The sequence below is a fragment of the Bradyrhizobium sp. Ken01 genome (genome assembly GCF_055807355.1).
On record NZ_JBVVPC010000012.1, the window covers coordinates 18,576 to 44,872 of the forward strand.

Annotated in this window: 23 protein-coding genes; 16 read left to right on the plus strand and 7 right to left on the minus strand. The window is 64.1% G+C overall.

The genetic code is table 11. The features are described 5' to 3' along the window. The first annotated feature begins 265 nt into the window (after positions 1-265). The 7 genes from AC0L3S_RS14215 (at position 266) to AC0L3S_RS14245 (ending at position 7,589) form a co-directional block, all read left to right on the plus strand. A complete protein-coding gene (locus tag AC0L3S_RS14215) occupies positions 266-1,075 on the plus strand; it encodes an ABC transporter permease (protein ID WP_473279483.1) in 810 nt (269 codons plus the stop codon). A 62-nt stretch (positions 1,076-1,137) separates the two neighbouring features. Beyond that, complete coding sequence (locus AC0L3S_RS14220; protein ID WP_473279484.1) at positions 1,138-2,130, plus strand: ABC transporter substrate-binding protein; 993 nt, start codon at positions 1,138-1,140, stop codon at positions 2,128-2,130. Between the two features lie 14 nt (positions 2,131-2,144). Then, positions 2,145-2,975: an ABC transporter ATP-binding protein gene (locus AC0L3S_RS14225; RefSeq protein ID WP_473279485.1), complete on the plus strand. Its 831-nt coding sequence runs from the start codon at positions 2,145-2,147 to the stop codon at positions 2,973-2,975. 4 nt (positions 2,976-2,979) lie between these two features. Then, positions 2,980-4,377, plus strand: a complete 1,398-nt coding sequence (locus tag AC0L3S_RS14230) for an enolase-like domain-containing protein (protein ID WP_473279486.1) — start codon at positions 2,980-2,982, stop codon at positions 4,375-4,377. Then, positions 4,374-5,525 (plus strand): Gfo/Idh/MocA family protein, encoded by a 1,152-nt coding sequence (locus AC0L3S_RS14235; protein ID WP_473279487.1) that lies wholly within the window; start codon positions 4,374-4,376, stop codon positions 5,523-5,525. The genes AC0L3S_RS14230 and AC0L3S_RS14235 overlap by 4 nt, the downstream gene beginning before the upstream one ends. A 10-nt stretch (positions 5,526-5,535) precedes the next feature. After that, complete coding sequence (locus tag AC0L3S_RS14240) at positions 5,536-6,726, plus strand: dihydrodipicolinate synthase family protein (RefSeq protein ID WP_473279488.1); 1,191 nt, start codon at positions 5,536-5,538, stop codon at positions 6,724-6,726. Beyond that, entirely contained in the window at positions 6,726-7,589 is an 864-nt protein-coding gene (locus AC0L3S_RS14245) for a sugar phosphate isomerase/epimerase family protein (protein WP_473279489.1), read from the plus strand. Before AC0L3S_RS14240 ends, AC0L3S_RS14245 begins: the two co-directional genes overlap by 1 nt. Before the next feature lie 137 nt (positions 7,590-7,726). On the opposite strand, the gene AC0L3S_RS14250 is transcribed toward AC0L3S_RS14245, so the two are convergent. After that, positions 7,727-8,947, minus strand: a complete 1,221-nt coding sequence (locus AC0L3S_RS14250) for a cytochrome P450 (protein WP_473279490.1) — start codon at positions 8,945-8,947, stop codon at positions 7,727-7,729. Between the two features lie 107 nt (positions 8,948-9,054). Between AC0L3S_RS14250 and AC0L3S_RS14255 the strand changes: the two genes are divergently transcribed. From AC0L3S_RS14255 to cnbZ, 9 genes are all read left to right on the plus strand, one after another. After that, positions 9,055-9,609, plus strand: a complete 555-nt coding sequence (locus AC0L3S_RS14255; protein ID WP_473279491.1) for a phosphonopyruvate decarboxylase — start codon at positions 9,055-9,057, stop codon at positions 9,607-9,609. Then, a complete protein-coding gene (locus AC0L3S_RS14260) occupies positions 9,606-10,196 on the plus strand; it encodes a thiamine pyrophosphate-dependent enzyme (RefSeq protein WP_473279492.1) in 591 nt (196 codons plus the stop codon). Before AC0L3S_RS14255 ends, AC0L3S_RS14260 begins: the two co-directional genes overlap by 4 nt. A 135-nt stretch (positions 10,197-10,331) precedes the next feature. Then, positions 10,332-11,033, plus strand: coding sequence for a TetR/AcrR family transcriptional regulator (locus AC0L3S_RS14265; protein ID WP_473263560.1), 702 nt, complete (start codon positions 10,332-10,334; stop codon positions 11,031-11,033). A 1-nt stretch (position 11,034) separates the two neighbouring features. Then, a complete protein-coding gene (locus AC0L3S_RS14270; RefSeq protein WP_473279493.1) occupies positions 11,035-12,228 on the plus strand; it encodes an efflux RND transporter periplasmic adaptor subunit in 1,194 nt (397 codons plus the stop codon). Positions 12,229-12,304: 76 nt separating this feature from the next. Continuing rightward, on the plus strand, positions 12,305-15,400 hold the full coding sequence (locus tag AC0L3S_RS14275) for a MexW/MexI family multidrug efflux RND transporter permease subunit (RefSeq protein WP_473279494.1): 3,096 nt from the start codon (positions 12,305-12,307) through the stop codon (positions 15,398-15,400). 134 nt (positions 15,401-15,534) lie between these two features. Continuing rightward, positions 15,535-17,583: a sensor histidine kinase gene (locus AC0L3S_RS14280; RefSeq protein WP_473279495.1), complete on the plus strand. Its 2,049-nt coding sequence runs from the start codon at positions 15,535-15,537 to the stop codon at positions 17,581-17,583. Then, a complete protein-coding gene (locus AC0L3S_RS14285) occupies positions 17,580-17,969 on the plus strand; it encodes a response regulator (protein WP_027516726.1) in 390 nt (129 codons plus the stop codon). Before AC0L3S_RS14280 ends, AC0L3S_RS14285 begins: the two co-directional genes overlap by 4 nt. Next, positions 17,966-19,216 carry an adenylate/guanylate cyclase domain-containing protein gene (locus tag AC0L3S_RS14290; protein WP_473264141.1) on the plus strand — a complete coding sequence of 417 codons (1,251 nt, stop codon included), beginning with the start codon at positions 17,966-17,968 and terminating at the stop codon, positions 19,214-19,216. Before AC0L3S_RS14285 ends, AC0L3S_RS14290 begins: the two co-directional genes overlap by 4 nt. A 9-nt stretch (positions 19,217-19,225) precedes the next feature. Continuing rightward, a complete protein-coding gene (gene cnbZ / locus AC0L3S_RS14295) occupies positions 19,226-19,972 on the plus strand; it encodes a 2-amino-5-chloromuconate deaminase CnbZ (RefSeq protein ID WP_473247592.1) in 747 nt (248 codons plus the stop codon). A 113-nt stretch (positions 19,973-20,085) separates the two neighbouring features. On the opposite strand, the gene AC0L3S_RS14300 is transcribed toward cnbZ, so the two are convergent. From AC0L3S_RS14300 to AC0L3S_RS14325, 6 genes are read right to left on the minus strand one after another with little or no spacing between them, the layout of a single operon-like run. Continuing rightward, positions 20,086-20,973: an ABC transporter permease gene (locus tag AC0L3S_RS14300; RefSeq protein WP_473279496.1), complete on the minus strand. Its 888-nt coding sequence runs from the start codon at positions 20,971-20,973 to the stop codon at positions 20,086-20,088. A gap of 4 nt (positions 20,974-20,977) precedes the next feature. Beyond that, positions 20,978-21,919: an ABC transporter permease gene (locus AC0L3S_RS14305; RefSeq protein WP_035974921.1), complete on the minus strand. Its 942-nt coding sequence runs from the start codon at positions 21,917-21,919 to the stop codon at positions 20,978-20,980. A 31-nt stretch (positions 21,920-21,950) separates the two neighbouring features. Further along, a complete protein-coding gene (locus tag AC0L3S_RS14310) occupies positions 21,951-23,468 on the minus strand; it encodes an ABC transporter substrate-binding protein (protein ID WP_473279497.1) in 1,518 nt (505 codons plus the stop codon). A gap of 5 nt (positions 23,469-23,473) precedes the next feature. Beyond that, positions 23,474-24,592 carry an ABC transporter ATP-binding protein gene (locus AC0L3S_RS14315; protein WP_473264139.1) on the minus strand — a complete coding sequence of 373 codons (1,119 nt, stop codon included), beginning with the start codon at positions 24,590-24,592 and terminating at the stop codon, positions 23,474-23,476. Beyond that, positions 24,592-25,581, minus strand: a complete 990-nt coding sequence (locus tag AC0L3S_RS14320) for an ABC transporter ATP-binding protein (protein WP_473279498.1) — start codon at positions 25,579-25,581, stop codon at positions 24,592-24,594. Before AC0L3S_RS14320 ends, AC0L3S_RS14315 begins: the two co-directional genes overlap by 1 nt. Next, on the minus strand, positions 25,578-26,288 hold the full coding sequence (locus tag AC0L3S_RS14325; RefSeq protein ID WP_473279499.1) for a DUF1028 domain-containing protein: 711 nt from the start codon (positions 26,286-26,288) through the stop codon (positions 25,578-25,580). The genes AC0L3S_RS14320 and AC0L3S_RS14325 overlap by 4 nt, the downstream gene beginning before the upstream one ends. Positions 26,289-26,297: the final 9 nt, after the last annotated feature.

Sequence of the window (26,297 nt, forward strand, 5' to 3'; positions counted from 1 at the left end):
GCCAGGACCCATACCGCGTGATCCATCGATCGCGCGTGGTGCCAATCCCGAACGACCAGCCTTCGCCAAACTTCACCCTGTGGTTATGGGTCCTGGCCTTCGCCAGGACGACACCGAATGTTTGGAGGGACGGCACGTTTCGCCCGCGATCCCCCCGCCCAAACCCGCCGGAACCCCGCCCAAAACGTCGCAGGAAAACCTCTGGACAGTATTTACCCAACGGGTTAATTTCTCGCCCAACAAGCAAGACGACCGGGAGTGAGACGTGGCTGAGCTGAAGCCGCAGAGTGCGGTGTCCAAGATGCTGAATGCGGCCTGGATCCGGCCGTTTTTGTTCCTGGTGTTCATCGTCGTGGCCTGGGATCTCGCCATCCGGCTGTTTAGGATTCCCGCCTACCAGATCCCTTCGCCGGGCGATGTCATTGCGGTGCTGCGCACCGATTGGCCGGAACTGCTGCGCCAGTCCTGGCCGACGACTTATGCGACCGTCTGCGGCTTCGCGCTCTCGGCGCTGTTCGGTATCCCCATCGCGATGCTGATCGCGGGCTCCAAGACCGTGGAGAGCTACGTCTATCCGTTGCTGGTGTTCTCGCAATCCGTGCCGAAGATCGCGATCGCGCCGCTGTTCGTGGTGTGGTTCGGCTTCGGCATCATTCCGAAAGTAATCTCGGCGTTCCTGCTTGGCTTTTTTCCGGTGGTGGTCTCCGCCGTGCAGGGCTTCAAATCGGTCGATCCGGATATGGTCGATCTCGCCCGCGCTATGCAGGGCAGCCGCTTCCAGGTGTTTTGCGCGGTAAACCTGCCGCATGCGCTGCCCGCGATCTTCTCCGGCCTCAAAGTGTCGGTGACGCTCGCCGTGGTCGGCGCCGTCGTCGGCGAGTTCGTCGGCTCCAATTCCGGCATCGGCTATGTGATGCAGCGCTCGATCGGAACCTTCGACCTGCCGACGATGTTCGCAGCCCTCGTCATCCTCGCGCTGCTCGGCGTCATCCTGTTCTGGATCGTGGACCGGATCGAGAAGCTGGTCATTCCCTGGCATGTCAGCCAGCGCGAGGACGTGATTTTCGCCTCTTAACAACAACCAAAGCACGAACGGCCGCCAACGGCCGACGAAAACAACGACAAGGGAGAGTGACGATGAAGCGGTGGATAGGAGCTGTCTCGGCGGCGCTGATGGTGTTCGCGGCCATGCCGGCGCAAGCGGCCGACAAGGTCGTGCTGATGTTGAATTGGTACGTCTATGGCGAGCACGCGCCGTTCTATTACGGCAAGGCCAAGGGCATCTACGCCGCCGAAGGCATCGACCTCGAGATCCAGGAAGGCCGCGGCTCGGCCGCGACCACGCAGGCGGTGGCCGCCAAGACCGCCGATTTTGGCTATGTCGACGTGCCCACCATGATGCGTGCCGCGATCAAGGGTGCGCCAGTGGTTGCGACCGGCGTGCTGCTCCAGACCAGCCCGATGTCTGCCATGGGTTTTGCCGACAAGAACATCAGGAAGCCCGAGGATATCAAAGGTAAGACGGTGGCGATCACGCCGGCCGATTCCATGACCCAGATCTGGCCGTTGTTCCTGAAGAAGACCGGCCTCAAGGAAAGCGACTTCCAGACGGTTGCGGGCGATGGCCAGACCAAGCTCAACGCGGTCATCAACGGCCAGGCCGATCTCTTGCTCGGCTACGTCATGGACCAGTCGATGAAGATCAAGGACGCCACCGGCAAGGACGTCTATCCGATCAAGTTCGCCGACTACGGCATCAACATGGTCTCCTCGGGCATCATCGCCAACACTGATTATGTGAAAGCCAATGCCGATCTCGTCCGCCGCTTCATGTCGGCGACGACCAAGGCGGTCGAGGCCGCCGAGAAGGAGCCGAAGGCGGCAGCGCAGTCGATCCTCGATGCCAACCCCAAGGGCGGCAAGATCGATACGCTGACTCAGGGTTTTGAGCTGACCATTCCGCTGTACCGGACCGCGGAGACCAAGAGCAAGCGGCCGTTCCAGGTCACCGACCAGAACATGACGGACTCGGTCAACCTGATGGTCGAATATGGCGGGCTCGATGCCAAGGCCAAGGAGAACCCGAAGGCGTTCTACACCAACGACTATCTGCCGAAGAGCGGCTCGTGAAACCTGCGACGAACATGAGTGAAACCCTGCAGCCGGCCGCACATCTGAGACTGGTGAGCGACCGGGCTGCCGGCGATGCGTCGGGCATCAAGCTGTCAGGCGTGTCGAAGACCTACCGGACGCGCGACGGCGATGTGCCGTCGTTGCGGCCGCTCGACTTCCACATCAATGACGGCGAGTTCTTCGTCGTGGTCGGCCCATCCGGCTGCGGCAAGTCCACGCTGCTCAAGCTGATCTCGGGATTGCTGCCGCCGACCACGGGCGAGATCCTGGTCGAGGGCGAGAAGGTGACGGCGCCGCACGGCAATGTCGGCATCGTGTTCCAGAACGCGCTGCTGCTGCCATGGCGCAACATCCTGTCCAACGTGATGCTGCCGATCGACATGAAGCGGCTGCCGCGGCAGACATATCTCGACCGCGCCAAGGCGCTGTTGAAGCTTGTCGGGCTCGAAGGCTTCGAAAAGAAGCTGCCGTGGCAGCTCTCCGGCGGCATGCAGCAGCGCGCCTCGATCTGCCGCGCGCTGGTGCATGATCCCAGGATCATGCTGATGGACGAGCCGTTCGGCGCGCTCGATGCGCTGACGCGCGAGCGCATGAATGTCGAGCTGATGCGGATCCAGCGCGAGACCAGGAAGACGGTCCTGCTGATCACGCATTCGATCCCCGAGGCCGTGTTCCTCGCCGATCGCGTGCTGGTCATGACCGAGCGGCCCGGCGCGATCGCCGCGATCTACGACGTGCCGCTGCCGCGGCCCCGTTCGCTGGACGTGATGGCCGACCCGGTTTTCACGGAGCTGGTGCAGCGCATCCGCAAGCACTTTTTCTCGCAAGGTTCGTTGGACTAAAGCCATGGCGCCGCGTCTGAAGCTGCGAGATATCGCGTTCTTCGAACGACCCGTGCATTTCGCGCGGCCGTTCCGCTTCGGCGCGATCACGATCAACGCGACGCCGCAGCTGTTCGTGCGGGTCGAGATCGAGGTCGAGGGCAGGGGAAGCGTGGTCGGCGCCAGCGCCGAGCTGCTGGTGCCGAAATGGTTCGACAAGCGGCCGGAGCTGTCGCCGGCGCAGACCGTCGATGACTTGCGCCGTTCCCTGGAGATCGCGCGGGGGCTTTATCTTGCGCGAACCGGATTTCTGACGGCATTCGATCTGCATGCCTCATGCATCGGTGCTCAGGTCGCGACATGTGCGAAGAAAAACATTCCGTCGCTGGCCGCAGTCTATGGACCCGCAGAAATCGACAAGGCGATCCTCGACGCGCTGCTCCGCGCCGCCGAGACCAATTTCTTCGACGGCATGGCCGGCAATATCGCCGGCATCGATGCGCGGCTTTCGCCCGACCTGAGGGAAGAGGATCTCACGATTTTTCTATCCGGCCGGAAGCCGTTGTCGCGTGTTGCCATCAGGCATACTGTCGGTCTCGACGATACCGTTGAAGGCGAGGGCGGAGTTGCAGATCCCCACGAGAACTCCGGTGCAAGATACTTCAAGCTGAAGCTGTCGGGGGACCCCGTCGGCGATGCGGCGCGGCTGGCGCGCATCGGCAAGGAGCTCGATGCGTTGGAGCGTGACTATAAGGTGACGCTCGATGCCAACGAGCAATATGCCGATCTCGCGGCGTTGCATGCGCTGATCGACCGGCTCGACCATGATTCCGCGCTGCGATCGGTTTCATCAAGGCTGCTCTATATCGAGCAGCCAATGCCGCGCGATGTCACGAGGCAGTCGCCGCTCGGCTCGCTCGCGGCGCGCGGCTTCATCATCGACGAAGCCGACGATACCTACGACGCGTTTCCCGCGGCCCGGGCGCTCGGCTATCACGGTATCTCCTCGAAATCCTGCAAAGGGCTTTACAAGTCCATCGTCAACGCGTCGCGCGCGGCGAAATGGAGCGTGGCCGGTGAAAGATTCTTCGTGACCGGCGAGGACCTGACCTGCCAGGCGGGCCTCGCCGTGCAGCAGGACCTTGCGCTCGGTGCCTTCATCGGCATCATCCATGCCGAACGTAACGGCCACCATTACGTCGATGGCTTCGGTGATACGCCCGCCGCCGAGGCCCAGGCTTTCGCGGCCGCGCATCCCGATCTCTATGCGGATGCAGGGCAGGGCATCCGCCTCTCCATTCACAACGGCGATCTCCTGACGGGATCGCTTCACACAACGGGCTTTGCGACGTCGGTCCATCCGGACTGGTCGGCGCTGCGCCCGCTCGAACAGCCAAAATCGCTTCAGGAGCAATCGGCATGACCACCCAACGCCTCGGCCTCATCATGAACGGTGTCACCGGCCGCATGGGCCTCAACCAGCATCTGATCCGCTCGATCGTCGCGATCCGAGAGCAGGGCGGCGTCCGCTTGAAGAACGGCGACCGCGTGATGCCCGATCCGATCCTGGTCGGCCGCAGCGCCGAGAAGGTCGAGGGGCTCGCCAAACGCTACAACATCACGCGCTGGACCACCGATCTCGATGCGGCGCTCGCCGACAAGAACGACACCATGTTCTTCGACGCTGCGACCACGCAGGCGCGCCCCGGGCTGCTGACCCAGGCCATCAATGCCGGCAAGCACGTCTATTGCGAGAAGCCGATCGCGACCAATTTCGAGGAGGCGCTCGAGGTCGTCAAGCTCGCCAATTCCGAGGGCGTCAAGCACGGCACGGTGCAGGACAAGCTGTTCCTGCCCGGCCTGAAGAAGATCGCCTTCCTGCGCGACTCCGGCTTCTTCGGCCGCATTCTCTCGGTGCGCGGCGAGTTCGGCTATTGGGTGTTCGAAGGCGGCTGGCAGGAGGCGCAGCGGCCGTCATGGAATTACCGCGACGAGGACGGCGGCGGCATCATCCTTGATATGGTTTGCCACTGGCGCTACGTGCTCGACAATCTCTTCGGCGAGGTCGAGAGCGTGAGTTGCATCGGCAACACCGACATCCCCGAGCGTTTCGACGAGCAGGGCAAGAAGTACAAGGCGACGGCCGACGACTCCGCCTATGCCACGTTCCAGCTCAAGGGCGGCGCCATCGCCCACATCAACATGTCATGGGTGACGCGCGTCTATCGCGACGATCTCGTCACCTTCCAAGTCGACGGCACGCTCGGCTCGGCCGTCGCCGGCCTCTCGGACTGCATGATCCAGGCGCGGCAAGCAACGCCCCGGCCGGTGTGGAACCCCGACGAGAAGCGGCTGCACGATTTCTACGGCGACTGGCAGAAACTGCCGGACAACGTCACCTACGACAACGGCTTTAAGGAGCAGTGGGAGATGTTCATCCGCCACGTCTACGAGGATGCGCCCTACAAGTTCACGCTGCTCGAAGGCGTCAAGGGCGTGCAACTCGCCGAATGCGCGCTGAGGAGCTGGAAGGAGCGGCGCTGGATCGACGTCGCGCCGATCAAGGTCTGAGGAGGGAATAATGAACAAGCCCGTCCTGTCGATGTCGTCCCTGTCGCTCAAGCTGCCGAAAGCCGATCGCTCGATCGAGACCTACCGGCTCGCAGCCTCGCGGACGTTTCCCGCAAAGCTCGAGGGACCGCTCAACCGCATCGCGTTCTCGGCCGTCCATACCGTGGTCGATCCCTTCGCCGACAACGACCCGTGGCTCTCCGCTGCCGTCGACTGGGACAAGACCATCGCCTTTCGCGAGCACGTCTGGGACCTTGGGCTCGGCGTTGCGGAAGCCATGGACACCGCGCAGCGCGGCATGGGGCTGGATTGGCCGACCTCGCTGGAGCTGATCACGCGCTCGGTGTCCGCCGCGAAGCGACGCAACGCCCTGGTGTTTTCCGGAGCGGGCACGGACCATCTCCCGGTCGAGGACGCCAAAAATCTCGACGACGTGATCCGCGCCTATGAGGAGCAGGTATCGGCGGTCGAGAAGGTCGGCGGCCGCATCATTTTGATGGCGTCGCGCGCGCTGGCGAAGCTTGGCCGTAATGCCGACGATTACGCAAAGGTCTACGACCGCGTGCTGTCGCAGGTCCGCGAGCCCGTGATCATCCACTGGCTCGGCGACATGTTCGATCCGGCGCTGACGGGATATTGGGGCACCAATGATCTCGACAAGGCGATGGATATTGCGGTCGCCATCATCAACGGCAACGCCGCCAAGGTGGACGGTGTCAAGGTTTCGCTGCTCGACAAGCAGCGCGAGATCGACATGCGCCGTCGTCTCGACAAGCGCATCAAGATGTACACCGGCGACGATTTTAATTATGCGGAGCTGATTGCCGGCGACGAACAGGGCTTTTCGCACGCGCTGCTCGGGATCTTCGATGCGATCGCGCCGGCGGCGTCGTATGCCTTGTCGCGGCTTGCGGCGGGCGACGAAGCCGGCTTCCACGACGTACTGGGGCCGACGGTGCCGCTGTCCCGTCACATCTTCAAGGCGCCGACGCGGTTCTACAAGACAGGCGTGGTGTTCATGGCCTATCTCAACGGCCACCAGGACCACTTCACCATGGTCGGCGGGCAGGAGAGCACGCGCTCGACGCTGCATCTGGCCGAGCTGTTCCGCCTCGCCGACAAGGCCGGGCTGCTCGCCGATCCGGAGTTGGCGACGCGGCGGATGAAGGCGGTGCTGTCAACGCGCGGAATCGAATCCTGATGCGTGATTTTTCGTCCGACCATCGCTGGCTGTCGCTGAACACGGCGACAATCCGCAAGCAGGGTGACCTCGTCGAAATCGTCGACGCCTGTGCCAGGCACGGCATCCGCGCCATCGATCCCTGGCGCGACCAGGTCGCTGCCGTCGGCCTCGACCGCGCCGCCCGCGCGGTGCGCGAGGCCGGCCTCGATCTATCAGGCTATTGCCGTGGCGGTATGTTCACCTCCGACGCATCGCGGCGGGTCGAGGTGCGCGACGATAACCGGCGCTGCGTCGACGAAGCCAAGGCGCTGGGAGCCCCCTGCATCGTTCTCGTCGTCGGCGGCCTGCCGCAATATTCGCGGCCGGGCAGCGAGGCGTCGAAGGACATCGCCGGCGCGCGGACGCAGGTCGAGGAAGCGCTCGCCGATATGCTCGATTACGCCAAACAGGCCAAGCTGCCGCTGGCGATCGAGCCGCTGCATCCGGCCTATGCGGCGGACCGCGCCTGCGTCAATACGACGAAGCAGGCCCTCGACATCTGCGACCGGCTCGATCCCTATCGCAGCGGCATGCTCGGCGTCGCACTCGACGTCTATCACATCTGGTGGGATCCGGAGCTGATGGGCCAGATCGCGCGCGCCGGCCGGGATCGCCTGCTCGCCTTCCATGTCTGCGACTGGCTGGTGCCGACCAGGGACATTCTCAACGACCGCGGCATGATGGGCGACGGCCTCATCGACATCAAATCGGTGCGCGCAGCGGTCGAAGCGCAGGGCTTTGCCGGCTATTCGGAGATCGAAATCTTCTCCAACGACTGGTGGAGCAAACCCATGGACGAGGTGCTGCAAACCTGCATCGCGCGGCACAAGACGGTGGTCTAGGCCTTCCGGAATTTGTTGCGCGCGCCGGCGCCGATGGCCTGAGATGTCAAATGGTTGCGCGGGATCGCCGGGGCATGCCGCGCCGGTAACCTTCTACTGTGCATGGGGTTGTTTTCGCGGTTTTTTTGTTTGAGACCTCAGTCGATCGCGCACGGCACGCTCAAAAAGCCGCGGAACCGCACCCGTCCGCCCCTGACTGGCTGTCCGCTCACGGCATAGTTCGGGAAGCGCGCCAGGAAGCGTGAGATCGCGATGGCGCCTTCCAGCCGCGCCAGCGCCATGCCGGCGCATTGATGCGCGCCGGTGGCGAAGGCGAGATGCCGGTTCGGCGTGCGCGCGACGTCGAATCTCTCGGGGTCCGGAAACTGCGCCGGATCGCGGTTGGCCGCGCCGATGCACAGCGTGATCGACGTGCCGGCATCCAGCATGACGCCGCCGAGCTCGACCCGCTCCGTGGTCATGCGGTTGCCGAGCTGGTTCGAACTCTCGTAGCGCAGCATCTCTTCGACCGCAGTCTTGATGAGGTCGGGGTTGTCAATCAGCCGCCGCTTCTGATCCGGATTCCGGTCGAGCGCCACGAGGCCGTTGCCGATCAAATTGGTGGTAGTCTCGTGGCCGGCATTGAGCAGGAAGATGCAGTTGTGCAGCAGCTCCTTCTCGGTCAGCCGCTCGCCGTTGTCCTCACCCTGTATCAGTCGCGTCAGCACGTCGCGTTCGGGATTGCCGGGCCTTTCGCGCCGGCGCGCGACCAGCGTTCGGAGGTAGGCGAGGAAGTCCGTCACCGCCTTGTTGCCGCGGGCAGCCACTTCAGGCGACACCACCGGTTCGAGGGCACCGAGGATCGCGAGCGACCAGTCGCGCAGCGGCGCGCGCTCGTCATGGGGCACGTCGAGCAGATTGCCGATCACCTCGATGGGGATCGAGGCGGCGAAATCCTCGATCAGCTCGCAAGTGCCTTTGGCGGCGACGGCGTCGAGCAGGCCTTCGACCAGCTTGACGATATCAGGCTCCATCCCCGCGATCGCACGTGGCGACAGCGCGCCCATGATCAGGCGCCGCACGCGGGTATGCGCCGGCGGATCGTTGAAGACGAGGCTCGTGGTGTGATGCTCGTAGAGCGGGGTGTCGCCGTATTTCGGCGCAAACTCGCGCTTCTTGTCCGAGCTGAACGATTTTGTGTTCTTGTAGGTCGTGACGAGATCGTCATAGCGGGTCAGGAACACGGTGCCGTTGCGCAGGCGCTTGACCGGCTCGTTCTCCCGCAGTGCACGATAGGTCGGGTAGGGATTGTCGTAGAATTCCGGCGTCAGCTTCTCCAGATCGAAACTGGCCGCTAGGTCGTTCGCACTTGCGTTCATGCCGCCATACTCGCCGGTTGAGTCCGATATGCCGTATTCGCTCTTTTGAGCGGCTCGGTTCACCGTCTACAGTCGAGCTGCGATTTGCAAGCCGACCGGACAGGAAAATGCACGCCCGCTCTGACGCTGCCGACACGGCCGCCGAGTCCAGCACTCAGTGGCCCGACGATATTTTCGCGACATTGCAACGCTTCAACGTCCGGCAGGTGCCCTACGTGCCCGACGCCGGCCATTCGAGATTGATCCAACGCGTGCTGGCCTCGTCGACGATGCGCGGCATTCCACTGACGACGGAGGAAGAGGGCGTGGCGCTTCTCGCCGGCGCCTGGACGGGTGGCCAGCGCGGCGTGCTGTTGATGCAGTCGAGCGGGGTCGGCAATTGCATCAACATGCTGTCGCTGATCCCGATCCTGCGCTTTCCTTTCCTCACGCTGGTGACCATGCGTGGCGAGTGGGGCGAGTTCAATCCGTGGCAGGTGCCGATGGGATCGACCACCCAGGGCGTATTCGAGCTCTCGGGCGTCAAGGTGCTGCGGGCTTCGACCGCAGCCGAGGTGCCGGCCGTGCTCGAGGCGGCGGCCGCTCAGGCCTACAACGCGCTCACGCCCACCGCCGTCCTGCTGTCGCAGCGCCTGATCGGCGCCAAGGTTTTCACCAAATGAGCAAGGCCAATCTCCTCGACCGCCGTCAGGTGGTGTCCACGCTGCTCGCGGATCGCAAGGATGTGGTTGCGATCGGCGGCCTCGGCGCCTCCACCAACGACATGTGCGCGGCCGGTGATCATGCCCGGAATTTCTACCTCTGGGGCGGCATGGGCGGGGCGGCGATGATCGGCCTGGGCCTCGCCCTGGCGCAGCCAGAACTGCCGGTGCTGGTCATCACCGGCGACGGTGAGATGCTGATGGGCATGGGCAGCCTTGCGACCATCGGCCTGCAAAAGCCGTCCAACCTCTCGATCGCAGTGCTCGACAACGAGGCCTATGGCGAGACCGGGGGCCAGACCAGCCACACCGCCGTCGCCGTCGACCTCGTCGGCGTGGCCAAAGCCTGCGGCATCGGGGATAGCCGGTCTGTGACGACCATGGCCGAGGTCGAGGCCTTCGCCCAAGCCGTCCACGACGTCACGGCCGGGCCGCGCTTTGCCAATATGAAGATCGACAGCGCCAGTCTGGAGCGGATTTTGCCGAGCCGGGATGGGACTTACATTCTCAACCGGGTCCGCGGCCACCTCGGCTTCCAGCCGATCTAGCGGGCCTTCCTCTGCGCCTCCGTCCTGCACGTGGGCCTTGTGGGCGCGGCGAATTTCCACTGAAATTCCAACGCACTCAGGTTGCGATGCAGCATAGTGCTTGACTTTTGCGTGGGTGAGTGCTTACTCACTAGCATGAGCTCATTGCGTATGACGAGCGACCTGAGGCGTCAATTGATCCTCGGCGCCGCAAAGCGTTGCTTTGCCCGACACGGCTATACCGGCACCACGACCAAGAGCGTGGCGGCCGCCGCTGCCATTTCCGAAGCGCTGCTGTTCAAGCATTTCCCGTCCAAGGCCGCGCTGTACGCCGAAATTCTCACCGACGAATGCGAGGCGGACCCGGCGCTCATGGAGCTGCTCGAACGTGAGCCGTCGACGGCCACGTTGGTCGAACTGATCCGCGGCATGGTCGGGCATTTCATGCACATCGCCGACGGGCCCGACCAGGAAGAGGCCCAGCGCCTGCGATTGATGGCTACGAGCCATTTGGATGATGGCGAATTCGCTCGTTTGCTATATGCCAAGATCGAGACGCTGATCGGGGCGGCCTTCGTCGCCTCGCTCGAGCGTGCGATTGCCGCCCGGGACGCGCGGCCATACAACGGCGAACCGCTCAACCTGTTCTGGTTTGCGCATCACACCGTGATGACCGCTGCGCTGACCAGGCTGCCGGCCACGCCGTGTCTCGCTTACGGCAAGGCGAACGACCTCGAGCGGCAGCTGTGTGAGTTTCTCCTGAGGGGTATCGGACTTAACGACGCCGCAATTGTCTCGCATTTGGGCCGCAATCAGGCCGCGTGTGCGGACAAGTCGGCGATTGCAGAGAGTGCATGACATGAACATCGTCACCGAACACAAGATTTCGGGCGAACCGATCGACAACAAGGCTCCCAAGCGTCCGGTCCGGCCGGTGCTCTGGTTCATCATCGTCGGCACGCTTCTGGCCGTGCTCGTCGGTGGCCTCGTCTGGTTCAATTATTTCCGCGGCCAGATGATCAAGCAGTTCTTCGCCAACAACAAACCGCCGCCGGTCGCGGTCAGCGCCGCCGAGGCAAAGTCCGAGGTGGTGCCGAACCTGTTGACCGCGGTCGGTGGTCTCGCAGCCGTGCACCAGGTCGACGTCAGCGCCGACGTCAACGGCCGCGTCACCGAGATCAAGTTCGAGCCGGGCACGCATGTCGAGGCCGGCACGCCGCTGGTGCAGATGTTTGACGCGCCGGAGCAGGGCGATCTCGCCAATTACAAGGCGCAGTCCACCGTCGCGCAGCTGTCGCTCGACCGCGCCAAGCAATTGGCATCGCGACAGTTCGGGCCGCAGGCAACCGTCGACACCGCGCAGGCCGCGTACGATCAGGCGCAGGCGGGTATCGCCAAGACCGAAGCGTTGATCTCCCAGAAGCTGGTCCGCGCGCCGTTCGCCGGCGATCTCGGCGTCCGCAAGGTCGAGGTCGGCCAGTATCTGACCGCCGGCACGGCCATCGTTTCGCTGACGGATCTATCGGAGCTGTGGGCCAACTTCACGGTGACGGAAAAGGACTCGGGCAGCCTCAAGGTCGGTCAGCCGGTCCGGTTGAAGGTCGACGCCTATCCCGGTCGCACCTTCGACGCCAAGATCACCACGATCGAGCCGCAGATCTCGGCCGACACCCGCAACATCCGCGTGCAGGCGACCGTCTCCAATCCGGAGAAGATCCTGAAGCCCGGTATGTTCGTGACCACCACGGTGGTGCTGCCAGACAAGCCGGCCGTGGTCACCGTGCCGGAGACGGCGGTCGACTACACGCTGTACGGCGACTCGGTGTTCGTGGTCACCGAGAAGAAGGAAGCGGACGGCAAGACCAGCCTGAGCGCGGTGCGCACTTTCGTGCAGACCGGCAGCCGGGTCGAAGGCCGCGTCGAAATCGTCAAGGGCGTGAAGCCGGGCGACAAGGTCGTCGCCGTCGGCCAGCTCAAGCTGCAATCGGGCGCGGCAGTGTCGATTTCGACCGACCCGGCTCCGCAGATCCCGGCGCAGCCGCCGCGCTACTGACATCGTACACGTTGCAGCATGATCCGGCACGGCCGGGTCATGCGCTTTGCAAGTCAAAGAAATCGAGATCGCCGCGATGCGCTTTACTGATATTTTCATCAAACGCCCGGTCCTGTCGGTCGTCGTCAGCCTGCTGATCCTGCTGATCGGCCTGCGCGCGGCAACGACGCTGCCGATCCGGCAATATCCGAAGCTGTCGAACACGGTCATCAACATCACGACCGTCTATCCCGGCGCGTCCGCGGACCTGATCCAGGGCTTCATCACCACGCCGATCGAGCAGGCGGTCGCTTCCGCCGAAGGTGTCGACTATATCACCTCGTCCTCGGTGCTCGGCACCTCGACGATCCAGGTCTACATCAAGCTGAACTTCGATCCGAACCAGGCGCTGACCGAGGTTCTGGCCAAGACGAACTCGGTCAAGTATCTGATCCCGAAGGAATCCAACGACCCGATCGTCACCAAGACCACGGGCCAGACCACGGCCGTGATGTATCTCGGATTCTCGTCCGAAGAGCTGTCGGGCTCGGCGATCTCCGACTATCTGACACGCGTTGTGCAACCGGTGCTGTCGACCGTCGACGGCGTGGCCTCCGCCGACATTCTCGGCGGCCAGACCTTTGCGATGCGGCTCTGGCTTGATCCCCTGAAGATGGCTGGCCGCAATGTGTCGCCTGCGGATGTCGCGACCGCGATCACCGCCAACAACTTCCAGTCCGCGGCGGGGCAGACCAAGGGCTATCTCATCGTCTCGAACGTATCGACGAATACGGGCCTGACCGACGTCAACCAGTTCAAGAAGATGATCGTCAAGGCCAAGGACGGCGGCTTCGTGCGGATGGAGGACATCGCCACCGTCGAGCTTGCGGCGCAGAGCACGGACGCGAGCGTCGCCTTCAACGGCGAGCACGCGATCTTCATCGGTGTGCAGGCAACGCCGCAGGGCAACCCGCTGACGCTGGTCAAGGGCGTGCGGGCGCTGTTCCCCGAACTGGAGCGCAATCTGCCGCCGTCGATGAAGATGAAGGTCGCCTACGATTCGACCAAGTTCATCCAATCCTCGATCGACGAAGTCGAGAAGACGCTGGGTGAAGCCGTGATCATCGTGATCGTGGTGATCTTCCTGTTCCTGGCGTCGTTCCGTTCGGTGATCATTCCCGTCGTCACCATCCCGCTGTCGATGATCGGCGTCTGCACGCTGATGCTGGCGCTGGGCTTCAGCTTCAACCTGCTGACCCTGCTCGCGATGGTGCTCGCGATCGGCCTCGTGGTCGACGATGCCATCGTCGTGGTGGAAAACATCCATCGTCATCTGGAGGAAGGGAAAACGCCAGTCCAGGCATCGCTGGAAGGCGCGCGCGAAATCGTGGGTCCCGTCGTCTCGATGACCATCACGCTCGCAGCCGTGTACGCGCCGATCGGTTTCCTCGGCGGCCTGACCGGCTCGCTGTTCCGTGAATTCGCCTTCACGCTTGCGGGCTCGGTGATCGTGTCCGGCGTGATCGCGCTGACGCTGTCGCCGATGATGTGCTCGGTGTTGCTGAAGAACACCGAAGAGGGTCGCTTCGCCAAGGCGGTCAACAAGGTGTTTGGCGCGCTGACGCGGTGGTACGGGCGCAGGCTCGACCGCTCGCTCGACTATAAGGCCATCACCGGCCTGTTTGCGGTGACCATCCTCGGGCTCGTCGGCTTCCTCTACATGCACACGTCGAAGGAGCTGGCGCCTGAGGAAGACCAGGGCATCGTGTTCGCGGTGACCAAGGCGCCGAAATACGCCAACATCGACTACGTCGACTTTTACGGCGAGAAGCTCGACAAGGAATTCCAGAAATTCCCCGAGACCGATCTGCGCTTCGTGCTGAACGGCATCAACGGCCCGCAGGGCGGTATCGCCGGCATGCTGCTGAAGCCGTGGGAAGACCGCAAGCGTTCGTCGATCCAGCTGAAGTCGCTGGTGCAGGCCGAGCTTTCCAAGATCGAGGGCGTGCAGGCGTTCGCGTTCAACCTGCCGCCGCTGCCGGGCGGCCCGGGCGGCCTCCCGGTGCAGATGGTGATCAACTCCACCGCCAGCTTCCAAACTGTCTACGAACAGATGGAGAAGCTGAAGGCTGCTGCCCGCAAGAGCGGAATGTTCATCGTCTCAGACAGCGACCTTGCCTACAACCAGCCGAACGTGAAGGTGACGATCAACCGCACCAAGGCGCAGGATCTCGGCGTCAGTATGCAGAACCTCGGCAGCTCGCTCGCGGTGCTGCTCGGCGGCAACTACATCAACCGCTTCAACCTCGAGGGCCGTTCCTATCAGGTCATCCCGCAGGTGCCGCGCGGCCAGCGGCTCTCGCCGGAATCGCTTGCCGGCTACTATGTGACGACCAACACCGGCCAGCAGCTTCCGCTGTCGACGGTGGTGTCGATCGAGACCAAGACCGAGCCGAATTCGCTGACACATTATAATCAGCTCAACTCGGCGACCTTCTCGGCAGTGCCGATGCCCGGCGTGACCGTCGGTGCGGCGGTCGACTTCCTCGAGAGCGAGGCCAAAAACCTGCCGCAAGGCTTCAGCCATGATTATCTTGCTGACAGCAGGCAGTATGTGCAGGAAGGCAACCAGCTCGCGATCACGTTCGGCTTCGCGCTGATCATCATCTTCCTGGTGCTGGCGGCGCAGTTCGAGAGCTTGCGCGATCCGCTGGTCATCATGATCTCGGTGCCGATGGCGATCGTTGGTGCGCTGATCCCGCTGTTCTTCGGCGTGGCGACCATGAACATCTACACCCAGGTCGGCCTGCTGACCTTGGTGGGCCTGATCACCAAGCACGGCATCCTGATGGTGGAGTTCGCCAACGAGCTCCAGATCAACGAACGGCTCGATCGCCGCTCCGCCATCGAAATGTCGGCCCGCATTCGTCTGCGGCCGATCCTGATGACTACGGCCGCGATGGTGACGGGCCTGATCCCGCTCCTGACCGCGACCGGTGCAGGCGCGGCGAGCCGCTTCTCGATCGGTCTGGTGGTCGTCGCCGGAATGTCGATCGGCACGTTGTTCACGCTGTTCGTGCTGCCGGCGGTCTATGTGGTGCTGGCGACCGACCATCGCGCGGCGGCCGATTCCGAGCGCAACAAGCAGGTCAACGATCTGGACCTCGGCTCCAAGGCGCTCCGGCCGACCTGAGGCCGCAAATCAAGGAACCCGAGGGCGGCAGCGGCCAATCCGCTGCCGCCCTTTTCTATTGCCTCCGGCGCTTCGGCTAGCCTTTCCCGCGCTCGCGAGAGACAAGGTCCGGTCTTCTTGCTAGGTTCGGCGGGATGAGCCTTTCCCTCCACCCCGACACCCCGCAAGCCAGGGCGCTGCCCAACGCGTCGCCGGTTGCCGTCGCGTCCGGCACGACGCCAGGGCAGGGGATCAGGAGCCGGCTCTTCACGAAATATGTCGCGCTGTTCGTGGCTGTCGTCGCGATCGCGCTGCTGGCCAACGGGCTGTTCGAGGTCCTCTTCTACTATCGCGAGCACAAGGCCGCGCTGATCCGGGTTCAGCATGAACAGGCGGAGGCGGCCGCGGCCAAGATCGGTCAGTTCGTCAAGGAGATCGAGAGCCAGCTCGGCTGGACCACGCAGCTGCCCTGGTCGGCGGGCTCGATCGAGCAGCGCCGGTTCGATGCGCTGCGGCTGCTGCGCCAGGTCCCTGCGGTCACCGAGCTCGCCCAGGTCGATGCGACCGGCAGGGAGCGGCTGCGGGTCTCGCGGCTCGCCATGGACGCGATCGACAGCGGGATTGACCTGTCGGACGATCCGAAGTTCACCGAGGCGGTCGCGCACAAGGTTTTTTACGGTCCGGTCTATTTCCGCAGGGAGTCCGAGCCGTATATGACCCTGGCGCAGGCCGGGTCGCGCAAGGATGCCGGCGTCAGTATCGCGGAGGTCAATCTCAAGCTGATCTGGGACGTCGTGTCCCAGATCAAGGTCGGCGAGCACGGACATGCCTATGTAGTCGGTCCGGAGGGACGCCTGATCGCGCACCCCGATATCAGCCTGGTCCTGCGCAACACCGATATGTCTGGTCTCAGCCAGGTGCGCGCCGCGCTTGCCGGAGGCAGCGCCACGCTCGACGCGCTTTCCGAAGCGCGCAATCTCCAGGGACGGAAGGTGCTGACTGCGTCGGCCCCCATCGCGCCGCTGCACTGGACCATGTTCGTCGAGCTCCCCGTCGAGGAGGCCTATGCGGCGCTCTATGCCGCGTTGGAACGGCTTGCATTCGTGCTGCTCGCGGCGTCGATCTTCGCAGTGCTTGCCGGGATATTCCTCGCGCGCCGCATGGTCGGGCCGATCCAGGCGCTGCGGAGCGGCGCCGAGCGCATCGGCAGCGGCGATTTCTCCCAGCGCATCTCGATCAGAACCGGTGACGAGCTCGAGGGTCTCGCAGACCAGTTCAACCACATGGGCGAGCGCCTGCAGGAATCGTATGCAGACCTCGAGAACAAGGTGGAGCAGCGGACCGCAGAACTCCGGCAATCTCTCAACGATCTTCGTACCGCGCAGGACCGCCTGATTCAGACCGAGAAGCTCGCGTCCCTCGGCCAGCTCACGGCGGGGATCGCGCACGAGATCAAGAACCCGCTCAATTTCGTAAACAATTTCTCGGCGGTGTCGACGGAACTGATCGACGAGCTCAACGAGGCCCTTCAAGGGGCCTCGCTCGACGGCAAGACAAAGGAGGAGGTCGACGAGCTGACCGGCATGCTCAAGAGCAACCTCGAAAAGGTGGTGCAGCACGGCAAGCGCGCCGATTCCATCGTCAGGAACATGCTGCTGCATTCGCGCGAGGGCTCCGGCGAGCATCGCCCCAGCGATATCAACGCGATCCTGGAGGAGAGCCTTAATCTCGCCTATCACGGCGCCCGTGTCGAAAGGCCCGGCTTCAACGTCACGATCGAGCGCGGCTTCGACCCCGCGGCGGGCATGGTCGATGTTTATCCGCAGGAAATCACGCGCGTCTTCCTCAATCTGATCTCGAACGGCTTCTACGCCACCGCCAAGCGCAAGGAGAGCGCCGCAGACGCCTTCGAGCCCACCTTGCGCGCGGCAACCAAAACTCTCGGCGACAAGCTCGAGATCCGCATTCGCGACAACGGCACCGGGATCCCGTCGGAGGTGAGGGAGAAGATGTTCAATCCCTTCTTCACCACCAAGCCGGCCGGCGAGGGCACCGGCCTTGGCCTTTCCATGAGCCATGACATCGTCGTGAATCAGCACGGCGGTACGATCGACGTGAACACCGAGCCCGGTGTGTTCACCGAGTTCATCATCACCCTGCCGCGCATGATGGCGGCGGACGACACTTCCGGAGGCAAGACTTGAACGTTTACATCCTGGTCGTCGATGACGAGCCCGACGTCGAGGCGCTGTTTCGGCAGCAGTTTCGGCGCGATTTGCGCGCCGGCCGCTTCCAGATGGAATTCGCGCCCTCCGCACCCGATGCGCTGAAGCTCGCCGCGGAGGTTCGCGATCCCTCGTTGATCCTGATTCTGTCCGACATCAACATGCCCGGCATGAGCGGGCTCGACATGCTGCCGAAGGTGCGTGATGCGCATCCGGACGTTCCCGTCATCATGATCACCGCCTATGGCGATGCCGAGACGCGTCGGAAGGCGATCGAGCGCGGCGCAGTCGGACTTCTCACCAAGCCGATCGATTTCGCGCTGCTGCGGCAGGAAATCGACACGAGGCTCGGGCAAGCCGCATGACCGCGACCATCCTTTTCGTCGACGACGAGCCGGATCTCGAGGCGTTGGTCCTGCAAAAATTCCGCAAGCAGATTCGCGATGGTTTGGTGACCATCATGTTCGCCCGCGACGGTCTCGAAGCGCTGCAGTCGCTCGAGCAGAACCCGCATGTCGACATGGTGGTCTCCGACATCAACATGCCCAGGATGGACGGGCTGTCGCTGCTGGCGAAGCTCCAGGAAGCCGAAGACAAGAAGTCCACCATCATCGTCTCGGCCTATGGCGACATGAGCAACATTCGCACTGCCATGAACCGCGGCGCGTTCGACTTCCTGACCAAGCCGATCGACTTCGCCGACCTGGAGACGACGATCCAGAAGACCATCCGCCATATCGAAATGCTGCGTGAGGTGCGAGGCCGCCAGGCGGAGGCAGAGCGCGCCCATGCCGCGCTCTCGCGTCATTTCTCGCCCGAGCTCGCCAAGCGTCTGGCGGCCAACGGTGAGAGCGAGGGAATCGAAGTGCAGTGGCGCGATATCGCGACCATCTTCACTGACATTACCGGCTTCACCTCGCTGGTCGAAACTGCGCCGCCGGAGACGCTGGGTGCGCTTCTCAACGAATATGTCGGCGGCATGACCGAAATCGTCTTCGCGCATGAGGGGACGGTTGCCAAGATCATCGGCGATGCGATCCAGGTGCTCTTCAACGCGCCCGGCGATCAGCCCGACTATGCGACGCGCGCGGTCGCCTGTGCGCACGATCTCGACGTCTGGGCGGAGGATTTTTCCGCGCGCTGGAAAGCGAGAGGCGTGAATTTCGGCGCCACCCGCATCGGCATTCACGCCGGGCCGGCGCTGGTCGGAAATTTCGGCGGCAACCGGTTTTTCGACTACACCGCGTATGGCGACTCCATCAACATCGCGGCGCGGCTGGAAGCCGCGAACAAGCATCTGGGCACGCGGATTTGCGTCAGTGCCGGCATCGCCGAGGCGGCCGAGAATTTCCGGGGTCGCCCTGTCGGTGAGCTGACGCTGCGCGGACGCAGCGAGCCGTTGCGCGCGTTCGAGCCACTGACGCCGGCCCAATTCGCTGCGCCGGAAACGGCGCTGTATTCCGAGGCGTTTGCCAAGATGGAAGCCGGGGATGCCGCCGCCATGCCGGCCTTCGCCGCGCTGGTTGGAATGCATGCCGGCGATTCCCTGGCTGGCTTTCACCTGAAGCGCCTGCTTAACGGCGCCAAGGGCATTCGCATGCAACTGGAATAGGAGTCCGACATGATTGGTGAATTCTCCACCGGCAATTACCGTTTCATTCCGTCCGTATTCCAGTATTCGGCCGGTGCGGCCGCGAATGACGGCTATGAGATCGAGCGCGTCCGCTTCGACCGCCTGGTGCCGCTTGCGGAAGGGTTTGCACTTGCCGCGAAGTATATTCAGGAGGCGGGGCGGCCGCTCACGGCGTTCTGCGCCTGCGAACTGCGCTCGCCCGCGGCCTTCAGCGAGGAAGGCTTTCGCGCGTTCAACCTGCACTATGTGAAGACGTTGTCCGAATGGAACATCTTCGACGGCACCACCAATCCGGTGGCGCGCAGCAATGTCTGTCCGGAGATCGATCCACCCGCCGAGCCGTCGTTCTACGCGTTCTCCTTCACGCGGCCGACAAGCTCGAAGACGCCGAGCTTCGTGATATCAGGCGGCGCCGAGGCGCGCGAGGGCAATGGGACCTATGTCGAGCGCACCGTGCGCTACCGCGACCTCAGCCCGGACGGCCTTCGCGAGAAGGTGCGCTTCACGACGACCTCCCAGATGGAGAACAGGATGACGGCCTTCGGCTTCGGCTGGAAGGACACGACCGGCGTGCAGGCCTATTCCGTGCACGACTTCCACCATGCCCTGGTCGACGAGCTCGTCCGCCGCGGGGCGTTGCGATCCGGCCTGACCTGGCACTATGCCCGGCCGCCGGTGGTCGATCTCGAATACGAGATGGATTGCCGCCGCGTGATGCGCGAGACCGTGATCTGAGGTCCTCATCCTGAGGAGCGGCCGTCAGGCCGCGTCTCGAAGGATGGTCGCGGGAGCGGGGCCTTATGGTTCGAGATGCGCGCGAAGAGCGCGCTCCTCACCATGAGGAACGTTTAGCGCTGCCTTGGATCGAGCGCGTCTCGCAGGCCGTCGCCGAGCAGGTTCAGCGACAGCACCACGAGGAAGATCGCGAGCCCCGGCCAGATCGCCATCCAGGGCGCCTGGGTCAGGAAGCGCTGCGCTGCGTTGAGCATACTGCCCCAGGATGGCGCCGGCGGCTGCTGGCCGAGGCCAAGGAAGGACAGCGCTGCTTCGGCGATGATGGCGGCCGCAATCGACAGCGTCGCCTGCACCAGCAGCGCCGGCAGGATGTTCGGCAGGATGTGCGAGAACGCGATTCGCCACGGCGGATTGCCGAGCGCGCGCGCCGCCTCGACATAGTCCTCAGCCTTGATGACCAGCACCTGGCCGCGGGTCAGGCGGATGAAGATCGGGGTTGCCGAGATGCCGATCGCGATCATGGCATTGCCGAGGCTCGGCCCGAGGAATGCGGCGAGCGCGATCGCCAGGATCAGGAATGGGCAGGCCAGCATCGCGTCGGTCATCCGGCTGATCAGTGCATCGACGAAGCCGCCGCGATAGCCGGCAAGCAGGCCGAGGGGGACGCCGACGCCCAGCGCGATCGCGACCGAGATGAGGCCCGCGAGCAACGACGCCCGGGCACCGTAGACGACGCGGCTCAGGATGTCGCGACCGAGCTCGTCGGTGCCGAACCAGTGCGCCGCCGTGGGCGGCTTGCGGACCACGCTCCAGCTCGTCGCGATGGGATCGTAGGGCACGACGAGCGGCGCGAGAGCCGCGAAGCCGACGAACAAACTGATCATGACAAGTCCGAACACTGCGGCCTTGCGTTTGAACAGGCGCCGCCGGGCGCGACGCGCCGGGCTGTCCAGCTCGTCAGCTTGCGCGACGAGAGCAGCGGGCAGGACGGCATCGGTCATGTGTCTAGCCCCGCAGCCGTGGATTGACGAGGATGTAGGCGATATCGGCAACCAGGTTCAGCGTGATGTAGACCGTCGCCGTCACCAGCACGACGCCCTGTACGACCGCGTAGTCGCGGTTGAACACGGCGTCCACGATCAGCTTGCCGAAACCGGGAATCGAGAAGATCTGCTCGGTCAGGACCGCTCCCGACAATAGCGTGCCGAGCTCGAGCGCGCCGAGCGTGATGATCGGCGTGAGTGCGTTGCGCATGGCGTGCTTGAGGATGACCGAGCGTTCGGACAATCCCTTGGCGCGCGCGGTGCGGACGTAGTCGCTTTCCAGCACCTGCAGCATGGCGCTCCGGGTGTGCCGCATCAGGACCGCGGAAATCGCGTTGCCGAGCACGAAGGCCGGCATGATGGTGGCGGCGAGGCTCGCACGCCAGTTCTCGGTCAGCGGCACGTAGCCGGACGCCGGCAGCCAGCCGAGTTCGATCGAGAACAGGAAGATCAGCATGATGCCGAGCCAGAAATTCGGCGTCGAGATGCCCCACAGCGCGAACAAATTGGCGCCGTAGTCCCAGACGGTGCCCTTCTTCACGGCGGAGACGATGCCGGCGGGAATACCGATCAGGAGCGCGATCAACATTGCCATCGAGCCGAGCTGGAGCGTCACCGGCAGCTTCTGCGCGATCAGCTCGCGCACCGGCATCTTGTTGCGGAGCGATTCACCGAAATTTCCGGTCAGGACTCCCTTGAGCCAGTAGACGTACTGCACGGGAATCGGCTGATCGAGCCGGTATTGCTGGCGAATCTGCTCGATCACGGCGGGGTCGCGCTCCTCACCGGCCATCACCAGCGCCGGATCACCCGGCAACAATTGCTGGAGCGAGAAGATCAGCACCGACACGAAGAACAGTGTCGGCACGATCTGCACAATGCGGCGGGCGAGGAAGTTCAGCATGGCGCGGGCCGCGTGTCAGGCGACGCCGTGCTCACTTGAACTTCAGCCCGACCACGCGCACGAGGCCATCTGGCACCTGCTTATAGCCCTGGAGCTTGGTCGTGTGCGCGATCAGGAGCGTGCGGTGATAGATGTATATGATCGGCAGGTCGTCGAGCAGGATCTTGTTCAGCTTGGCGTAGATCGCCTTGCGCTCCTCGACGTTGGATGTCGCCCTTCCTTCTTCCAGCAGCTTATCGGCCTCCGGACTCGAATAGACGCCGTCGTTCTGCGGTGCCTTGCTGCGCATGAAGATATAGGAGTTGCCGTCGGGATCGATACGGCCGCTCCAGTTGATCTGGAAGATCTGGAACTCGCCGGCCTGGGCCTGCTTGAAGGTGGTCGCGAATTCGACCGCGCGGATCTTGATGTCGAAGCCCGCTTCCGCGGCCATCGACTGGATCACCTGGGCAACCGCTTCGTTCTCCGCGCCCTTGGGAATCATGTAATCGACCGTTATCGGCGTGGTGACGCCCGCCTCCTTCAGCAGCGCCTTCGCCTTTGCGACGTCGCGGCCACGGACCGGAAAGGCCTTCTGGTAATAGGGATGGGTCGGGCTGACCCACTGGTTGCCGGGCGTGAACTCGCCGTTGAAGACGACTTGATTGAGAGCTTCGCGATCGATCGACAGATCGAGCGCTTGGCGTACTTTCGCCGACTGGCTGAGCGGCCCTTTCGCTTTGTCGTTGCCGATATTGACGGTCAGGCCATAATAGCCGAGCTCGGGCGCCGTCGACAGCACGAGCCGCGAATCTGCACGCACATCCTTGATATCGGTGGCGAGCACGCGTTCGATCAGATCGAGCCCGCCGGACTTCAGGTTGGCAAGGCGCACCGTGGCGTCCACGATCGGCAGGAACACCACGCGGTCGATATGGATGTTGTCCTTGTTCCAGTAGTCGGCGAATTTTTCGAAGACCATGCGGTCCTGCTGCACGCGCTCGACGAACTTGTAGGGACCGGCGCAGACCGGATGCAGGCCGAACTTGTCGCCGGCTTCCTTGGCGGCCTTCGGCGACACCATCATGCCGGAGCGGTCGGTCAGCTGCGCGATCAGCGGGGAGTAAGGCGTCTTGAGTACCAGCTTGATGGTCAGGGGATCGACGACCTCGACGTGGTCGACGCTGGCAAGCTCGGACTTGCGGAACGAGGTCGGTAGCGTCATGTGACGCTCGATCGAGAACTTTGCCGCTTCCGCGTCGAGCGGCTCGCCGTCGTGGAATTTCACGTTGGGCCGGAGCTTGATCGTCATCTCCTTGCCGTCGGCCGACGTCTCATGCGACAGCGCGAGCTGCGGCACGATGTTGAGCTTCTCGTCGATGTCGAACAGCTTGTCGCAGAAGGCAGAGAAGACGATGCGGCCGACATAGGTGCGGCCGATGCTGGGATCGAGGATGTCAGGATCCTCGGCAATGCCGATGCGAAGCGTGGTCTGGGCCTGGGCCTGGGCCGCGCCTGCGAGCGACGTCAGCAATGCCGACGCCAGGAGTGCCAAACGCATAGGACTCATCGCTCTCAACCTCTGTTTTGCGGCCATGGCGGGTTCGTCCCCAATGAACTAACCCCGCTGCCGCGGACTGCTTCCGGGCCGCCGCTGAAGGCGGCGACCAATTTTTCGAGAACCGGGGAGAAGCCGCCGTCCGTCGGGACGATCGCCTCGGACGACGGCAGTTCCGACGTTCGGTGGCACGCCGTTGCATGTCCGATGCCATCCCCCACGAGCTGAGGCATTTCGCTGCGGCAACGGTCGACCACGTAGGGACAGCGGGTGTGGAAGCGGCATCCCGGCGGCGGATTGAGCGCGCTGGGGATCTCTCCCTGCAGCACAATCCGGCTGCGCTTTGCCCGCGGTTTAGGCACCGGGATCGCGGACAATAGAGCCCGGCTGTAGGGATGACGCGGCGCGGCGAACAGTGCGTCCGCCGCAGCCGCTTCGACGATCTGGCCGAGATTCATCACCGCCACGTGGTCGGCGATGTGCTTGACCACCGCGAGGTCGTGCGAAACGAAAATGTAGGCCAGCCCAAGCCGGTCCTGGAGCTCGCGCAGCAGATTGAGGATCTGCGAGCGGATCGAGACGTCGAGCGCCGAGACCGGCTCATCGCAGATGATCAGTTTCGGCTCGACCGCGAGCGCGCGGGCGATGGCAATGCGCTGGCGCTGGCCGCCGGAAAATTCGTGCGGGTAACGCCGCGCCAGCCGCGGCTCCAGCCCGACCAGCCGCAAGATCTCCTCGATGCGTTCGCGCCGCCGGGCGGGCGGCACCAGATCGTGCAGAGCCAGCGGCTCGGTCAGGATCTGGCCGACGGTCATGCGCGGATTGAGCGAGGCGTAGGGATCCTGGAAGATGATCTGGGCCTCGCGGCGAAAGGCGCGCAGCGCGCCGGCGTCGAGCGACAGCAGATCGCGGCCTTCGAAACGGATCGTGCCTGCATCCGGCTCGATCAGCCGCAGCACCAGGCGGCTGACGGTGGATTTGCCGCAGCCGGATTCACCGACCAGCGCCAGCGTCTTGCCGGCGTCGAGCGAGAAGGAAACGCCATCAACGGCTTTGACATGCGCCAGCGCCCGGCCGAACAGCGAACGCTCGGCGACGAAATGCTTGACCAGGCCGTGGACCTCGAGCAGAGCCATCACGACACCAGACGTTGGAGCGGCGCGCGGATGCAGCGCGAGAAGTGGCCGGAACTGACTTCGACCAGCGGCGGCGGCGCCTTGGTGCAGGCGTCCAGCACGAAGGGGCAGCGGGCGGCGAAGCGACAGCCGGCGGGCGGCTGCGCCATGTTCGGAACCATGCCCTCGATGGTGGCGAGCTGTTCGGCGCGATGGTCGAGCCGCGGGATCGAGCCGAGCAGGCCGACGGTGTAGGGATGCTGCGGCGCCGAGAACAGCTCGTCCACCGGTGCGCGCTCGACGATCTCGCCGGCATACATCACCGCCACCTCGTCGCAGACTTCGGCGACGACGCCGAGATCGTGGGTGATGAGGATGATGGCCGCGCCGCTCGCCGCCTTCAACTCGCGCATCAGCTCCAGGATCTGCGCCTGCAGCGTGACATCGAGCGCGGTGGTTGGCTCGTCCGCGATCAGCAGCCGCGGGTCGCAGGCAAGCGCCATTGCGATCATGACGCGCTGGCGCATGCCGCCGGAGAGCTTGTGCGGATATTCGTCGATCCGCCGCTCGGGCGAGGGGATGTGGACGCGACGCAGCAGATCGATCGCCCGCTCGCGCGCACTCCTGCGTGAACCGCCGCGATGGCGCAAAATCGTCTCGACGATCTGATCGCCGATGGTGAAGCTCGGATTGAGCGAGGTCATCGGCTCCTGAAAGATCATGGCGAGCCGGTTGCCGCGAAGGTCGCGCAGCGTCTGGTCCGACGTCTTGAGCAGGTCGAAACCGTCGAAGCGGATCGCGCCGGAGATTTCCGCGCTCTGCTTAGGCAGCAGGCCCATGATCGCCAGCGACGTCACGCTCTTGCCGCAGCCGGATTCACCAACGAGGCCGAGCGTCGCGCCATTGGCGACGCTGAGATCGACACCGTCGACCGCATGGGTGATGCGGCCGTCGTCGCCGTGAAAACGTATGCGCAGATCGCTGATCTCGATGAGGGGGCTCGGGTTCATGATCGGTTTGCGCGCGCTGCGGCGATGCTGGCGTCGATGACACTGCGATCGGTGTTGCCGGCCGGGTTCTGCCGCGTCGGCATGGAGGCGCGGAAGTGGACCCAGAGCTCGTGGCTGACCCGCTCGAGCCGCTCGAGCTCACCAAGTGGATCGGGATGATCGTCGGCGCGGATGTCCAGCGCCGGCCATTCCTCCTCGCCGTGGATCAGGAGCGCGGCGGACTGCTTGCCGCGCTTGTCGCCGCCGGCGGCTTCGCCCGCGCGCATCGCGGCGAGCAGGCGGCGCGGGAAGGGCAGACTGTCATTGGCGATATAGGTTTTTGCGGTCTCCTCGAGCACATCGGCGCCCGCGAGCATGTTGCCGGCGATCGAGAAGCCGCTGCCCGCAATGTGCCCGCACCAATCCACGCAGTCGCGACCGGTATGCGCAGCAATCGCGCCGCTCGCGTCCATGATGTGGATCTGGCGGCTCTCGCGGCCGTCGTCGGTGGCGAGCAGGGCAGCCAGCACGTCGTGCGCATTGAGACCTTCACGCAGCAGCTTGACGCCGTCGATGCCGTAATAGGGATTGACGAAAGCCTGCGTCGCGATGGCGCCAAGGCCCGCCGCGATGTAGGGGACACGCGCGCCGACGGCGAAGAACCGCGTGGCAACGGCGATGCCGAACTGGCCGGTAGCAGAATCGCGCGCGATGATCGACCAGGTCATGTGCTGCCT

Coding starts and splice junctions, on each gene's coding strand:
- AC0L3S_RS14240 (WP_473279488.1), top strand. CDS start 5,536: ATGAACAAGCCCGTCCTGTCGATGTCGTCCCTGTCGCTCAAGCTGCCG.
- AC0L3S_RS14325 (WP_473279499.1), bottom strand. CDS start 26,288: ATGACCTGGTCGATCATCGCGCGCGATTCTGCTACCGGCCAGTTCGGC.
- AC0L3S_RS14290 (WP_473264141.1), top strand. CDS start 17,966: ATGACCGCGACCATCCTTTTCGTCGACGACGAGCCGGATCTCGAGGCG.
- AC0L3S_RS14245 (WP_473279489.1), top strand. CDS start 6,726: ATGCGTGATTTTTCGTCCGACCATCGCTGGCTGTCGCTGAACACGGCG.
- AC0L3S_RS14280 (WP_473279495.1), top strand. CDS start 15,535: ATGAGCCTTTCCCTCCACCCCGACACCCCGCAAGCCAGGGCGCTGCCC.
- AC0L3S_RS14220 (WP_473279484.1), top strand. CDS start 1,138: ATGAAGCGGTGGATAGGAGCTGTCTCGGCGGCGCTGATGGTGTTCGCG.
- cnbZ (WP_473247592.1), top strand. CDS start 19,226: ATGATTGGTGAATTCTCCACCGGCAATTACCGTTTCATTCCGTCCGTA.
- AC0L3S_RS14320 (WP_473279498.1), bottom strand. CDS start 25,581: ATGAACCCGAGCCCCCTCATCGAGATCAGCGATCTGCGCATACGTTTT.
- AC0L3S_RS14310 (WP_473279497.1), bottom strand. CDS start 23,468: ATGAGTCCTATGCGTTTGGCACTCCTGGCGTCGGCATTGCTGACGTCG.
- AC0L3S_RS14275 (WP_473279494.1), top strand. CDS start 12,305: ATGCGCTTTACTGATATTTTCATCAAACGCCCGGTCCTGTCGGTCGTC.
- AC0L3S_RS14265 (WP_473263560.1), top strand. CDS start 10,332: ATGAGCTCATTGCGTATGACGAGCGACCTGAGGCGTCAATTGATCCTC.
- AC0L3S_RS14260 (WP_473279492.1), top strand. CDS start 9,606: ATGAGCAAGGCCAATCTCCTCGACCGCCGTCAGGTGGTGTCCACGCTG.
- AC0L3S_RS14255 (WP_473279491.1), top strand. CDS start 9,055: ATGCACGCCCGCTCTGACGCTGCCGACACGGCCGCCGAGTCCAGCACT.
- AC0L3S_RS14315 (WP_473264139.1), bottom strand. CDS start 24,592: ATGGCTCTGCTCGAGGTCCACGGCCTGGTCAAGCATTTCGTCGCCGAG.
- AC0L3S_RS14305 (WP_035974921.1), bottom strand. CDS start 21,919: ATGCTGAACTTCCTCGCCCGCCGCATTGTGCAGATCGTGCCGACACTG.
- AC0L3S_RS14230 (WP_473279486.1), top strand. CDS start 2,980: ATGGCGCCGCGTCTGAAGCTGCGAGATATCGCGTTCTTCGAACGACCC.
- AC0L3S_RS14235 (WP_473279487.1), top strand. CDS start 4,374: ATGACCACCCAACGCCTCGGCCTCATCATGAACGGTGTCACCGGCCGC.
- AC0L3S_RS14300 (WP_473279496.1), bottom strand. CDS start 20,973: ATGACCGATGCCGTCCTGCCCGCTGCTCTCGTCGCGCAAGCTGACGAG.
- AC0L3S_RS14250 (WP_473279490.1), bottom strand. CDS start 8,947: ATGAACGCAAGTGCGAACGACCTAGCGGCCAGTTTCGATCTGGAGAAG.
- AC0L3S_RS14270 (WP_473279493.1), top strand. CDS start 11,035: ATGAACATCGTCACCGAACACAAGATTTCGGGCGAACCGATCGACAAC.
- AC0L3S_RS14225 (WP_473279485.1), top strand. CDS start 2,145: ATGAGTGAAACCCTGCAGCCGGCCGCACATCTGAGACTGGTGAGCGAC.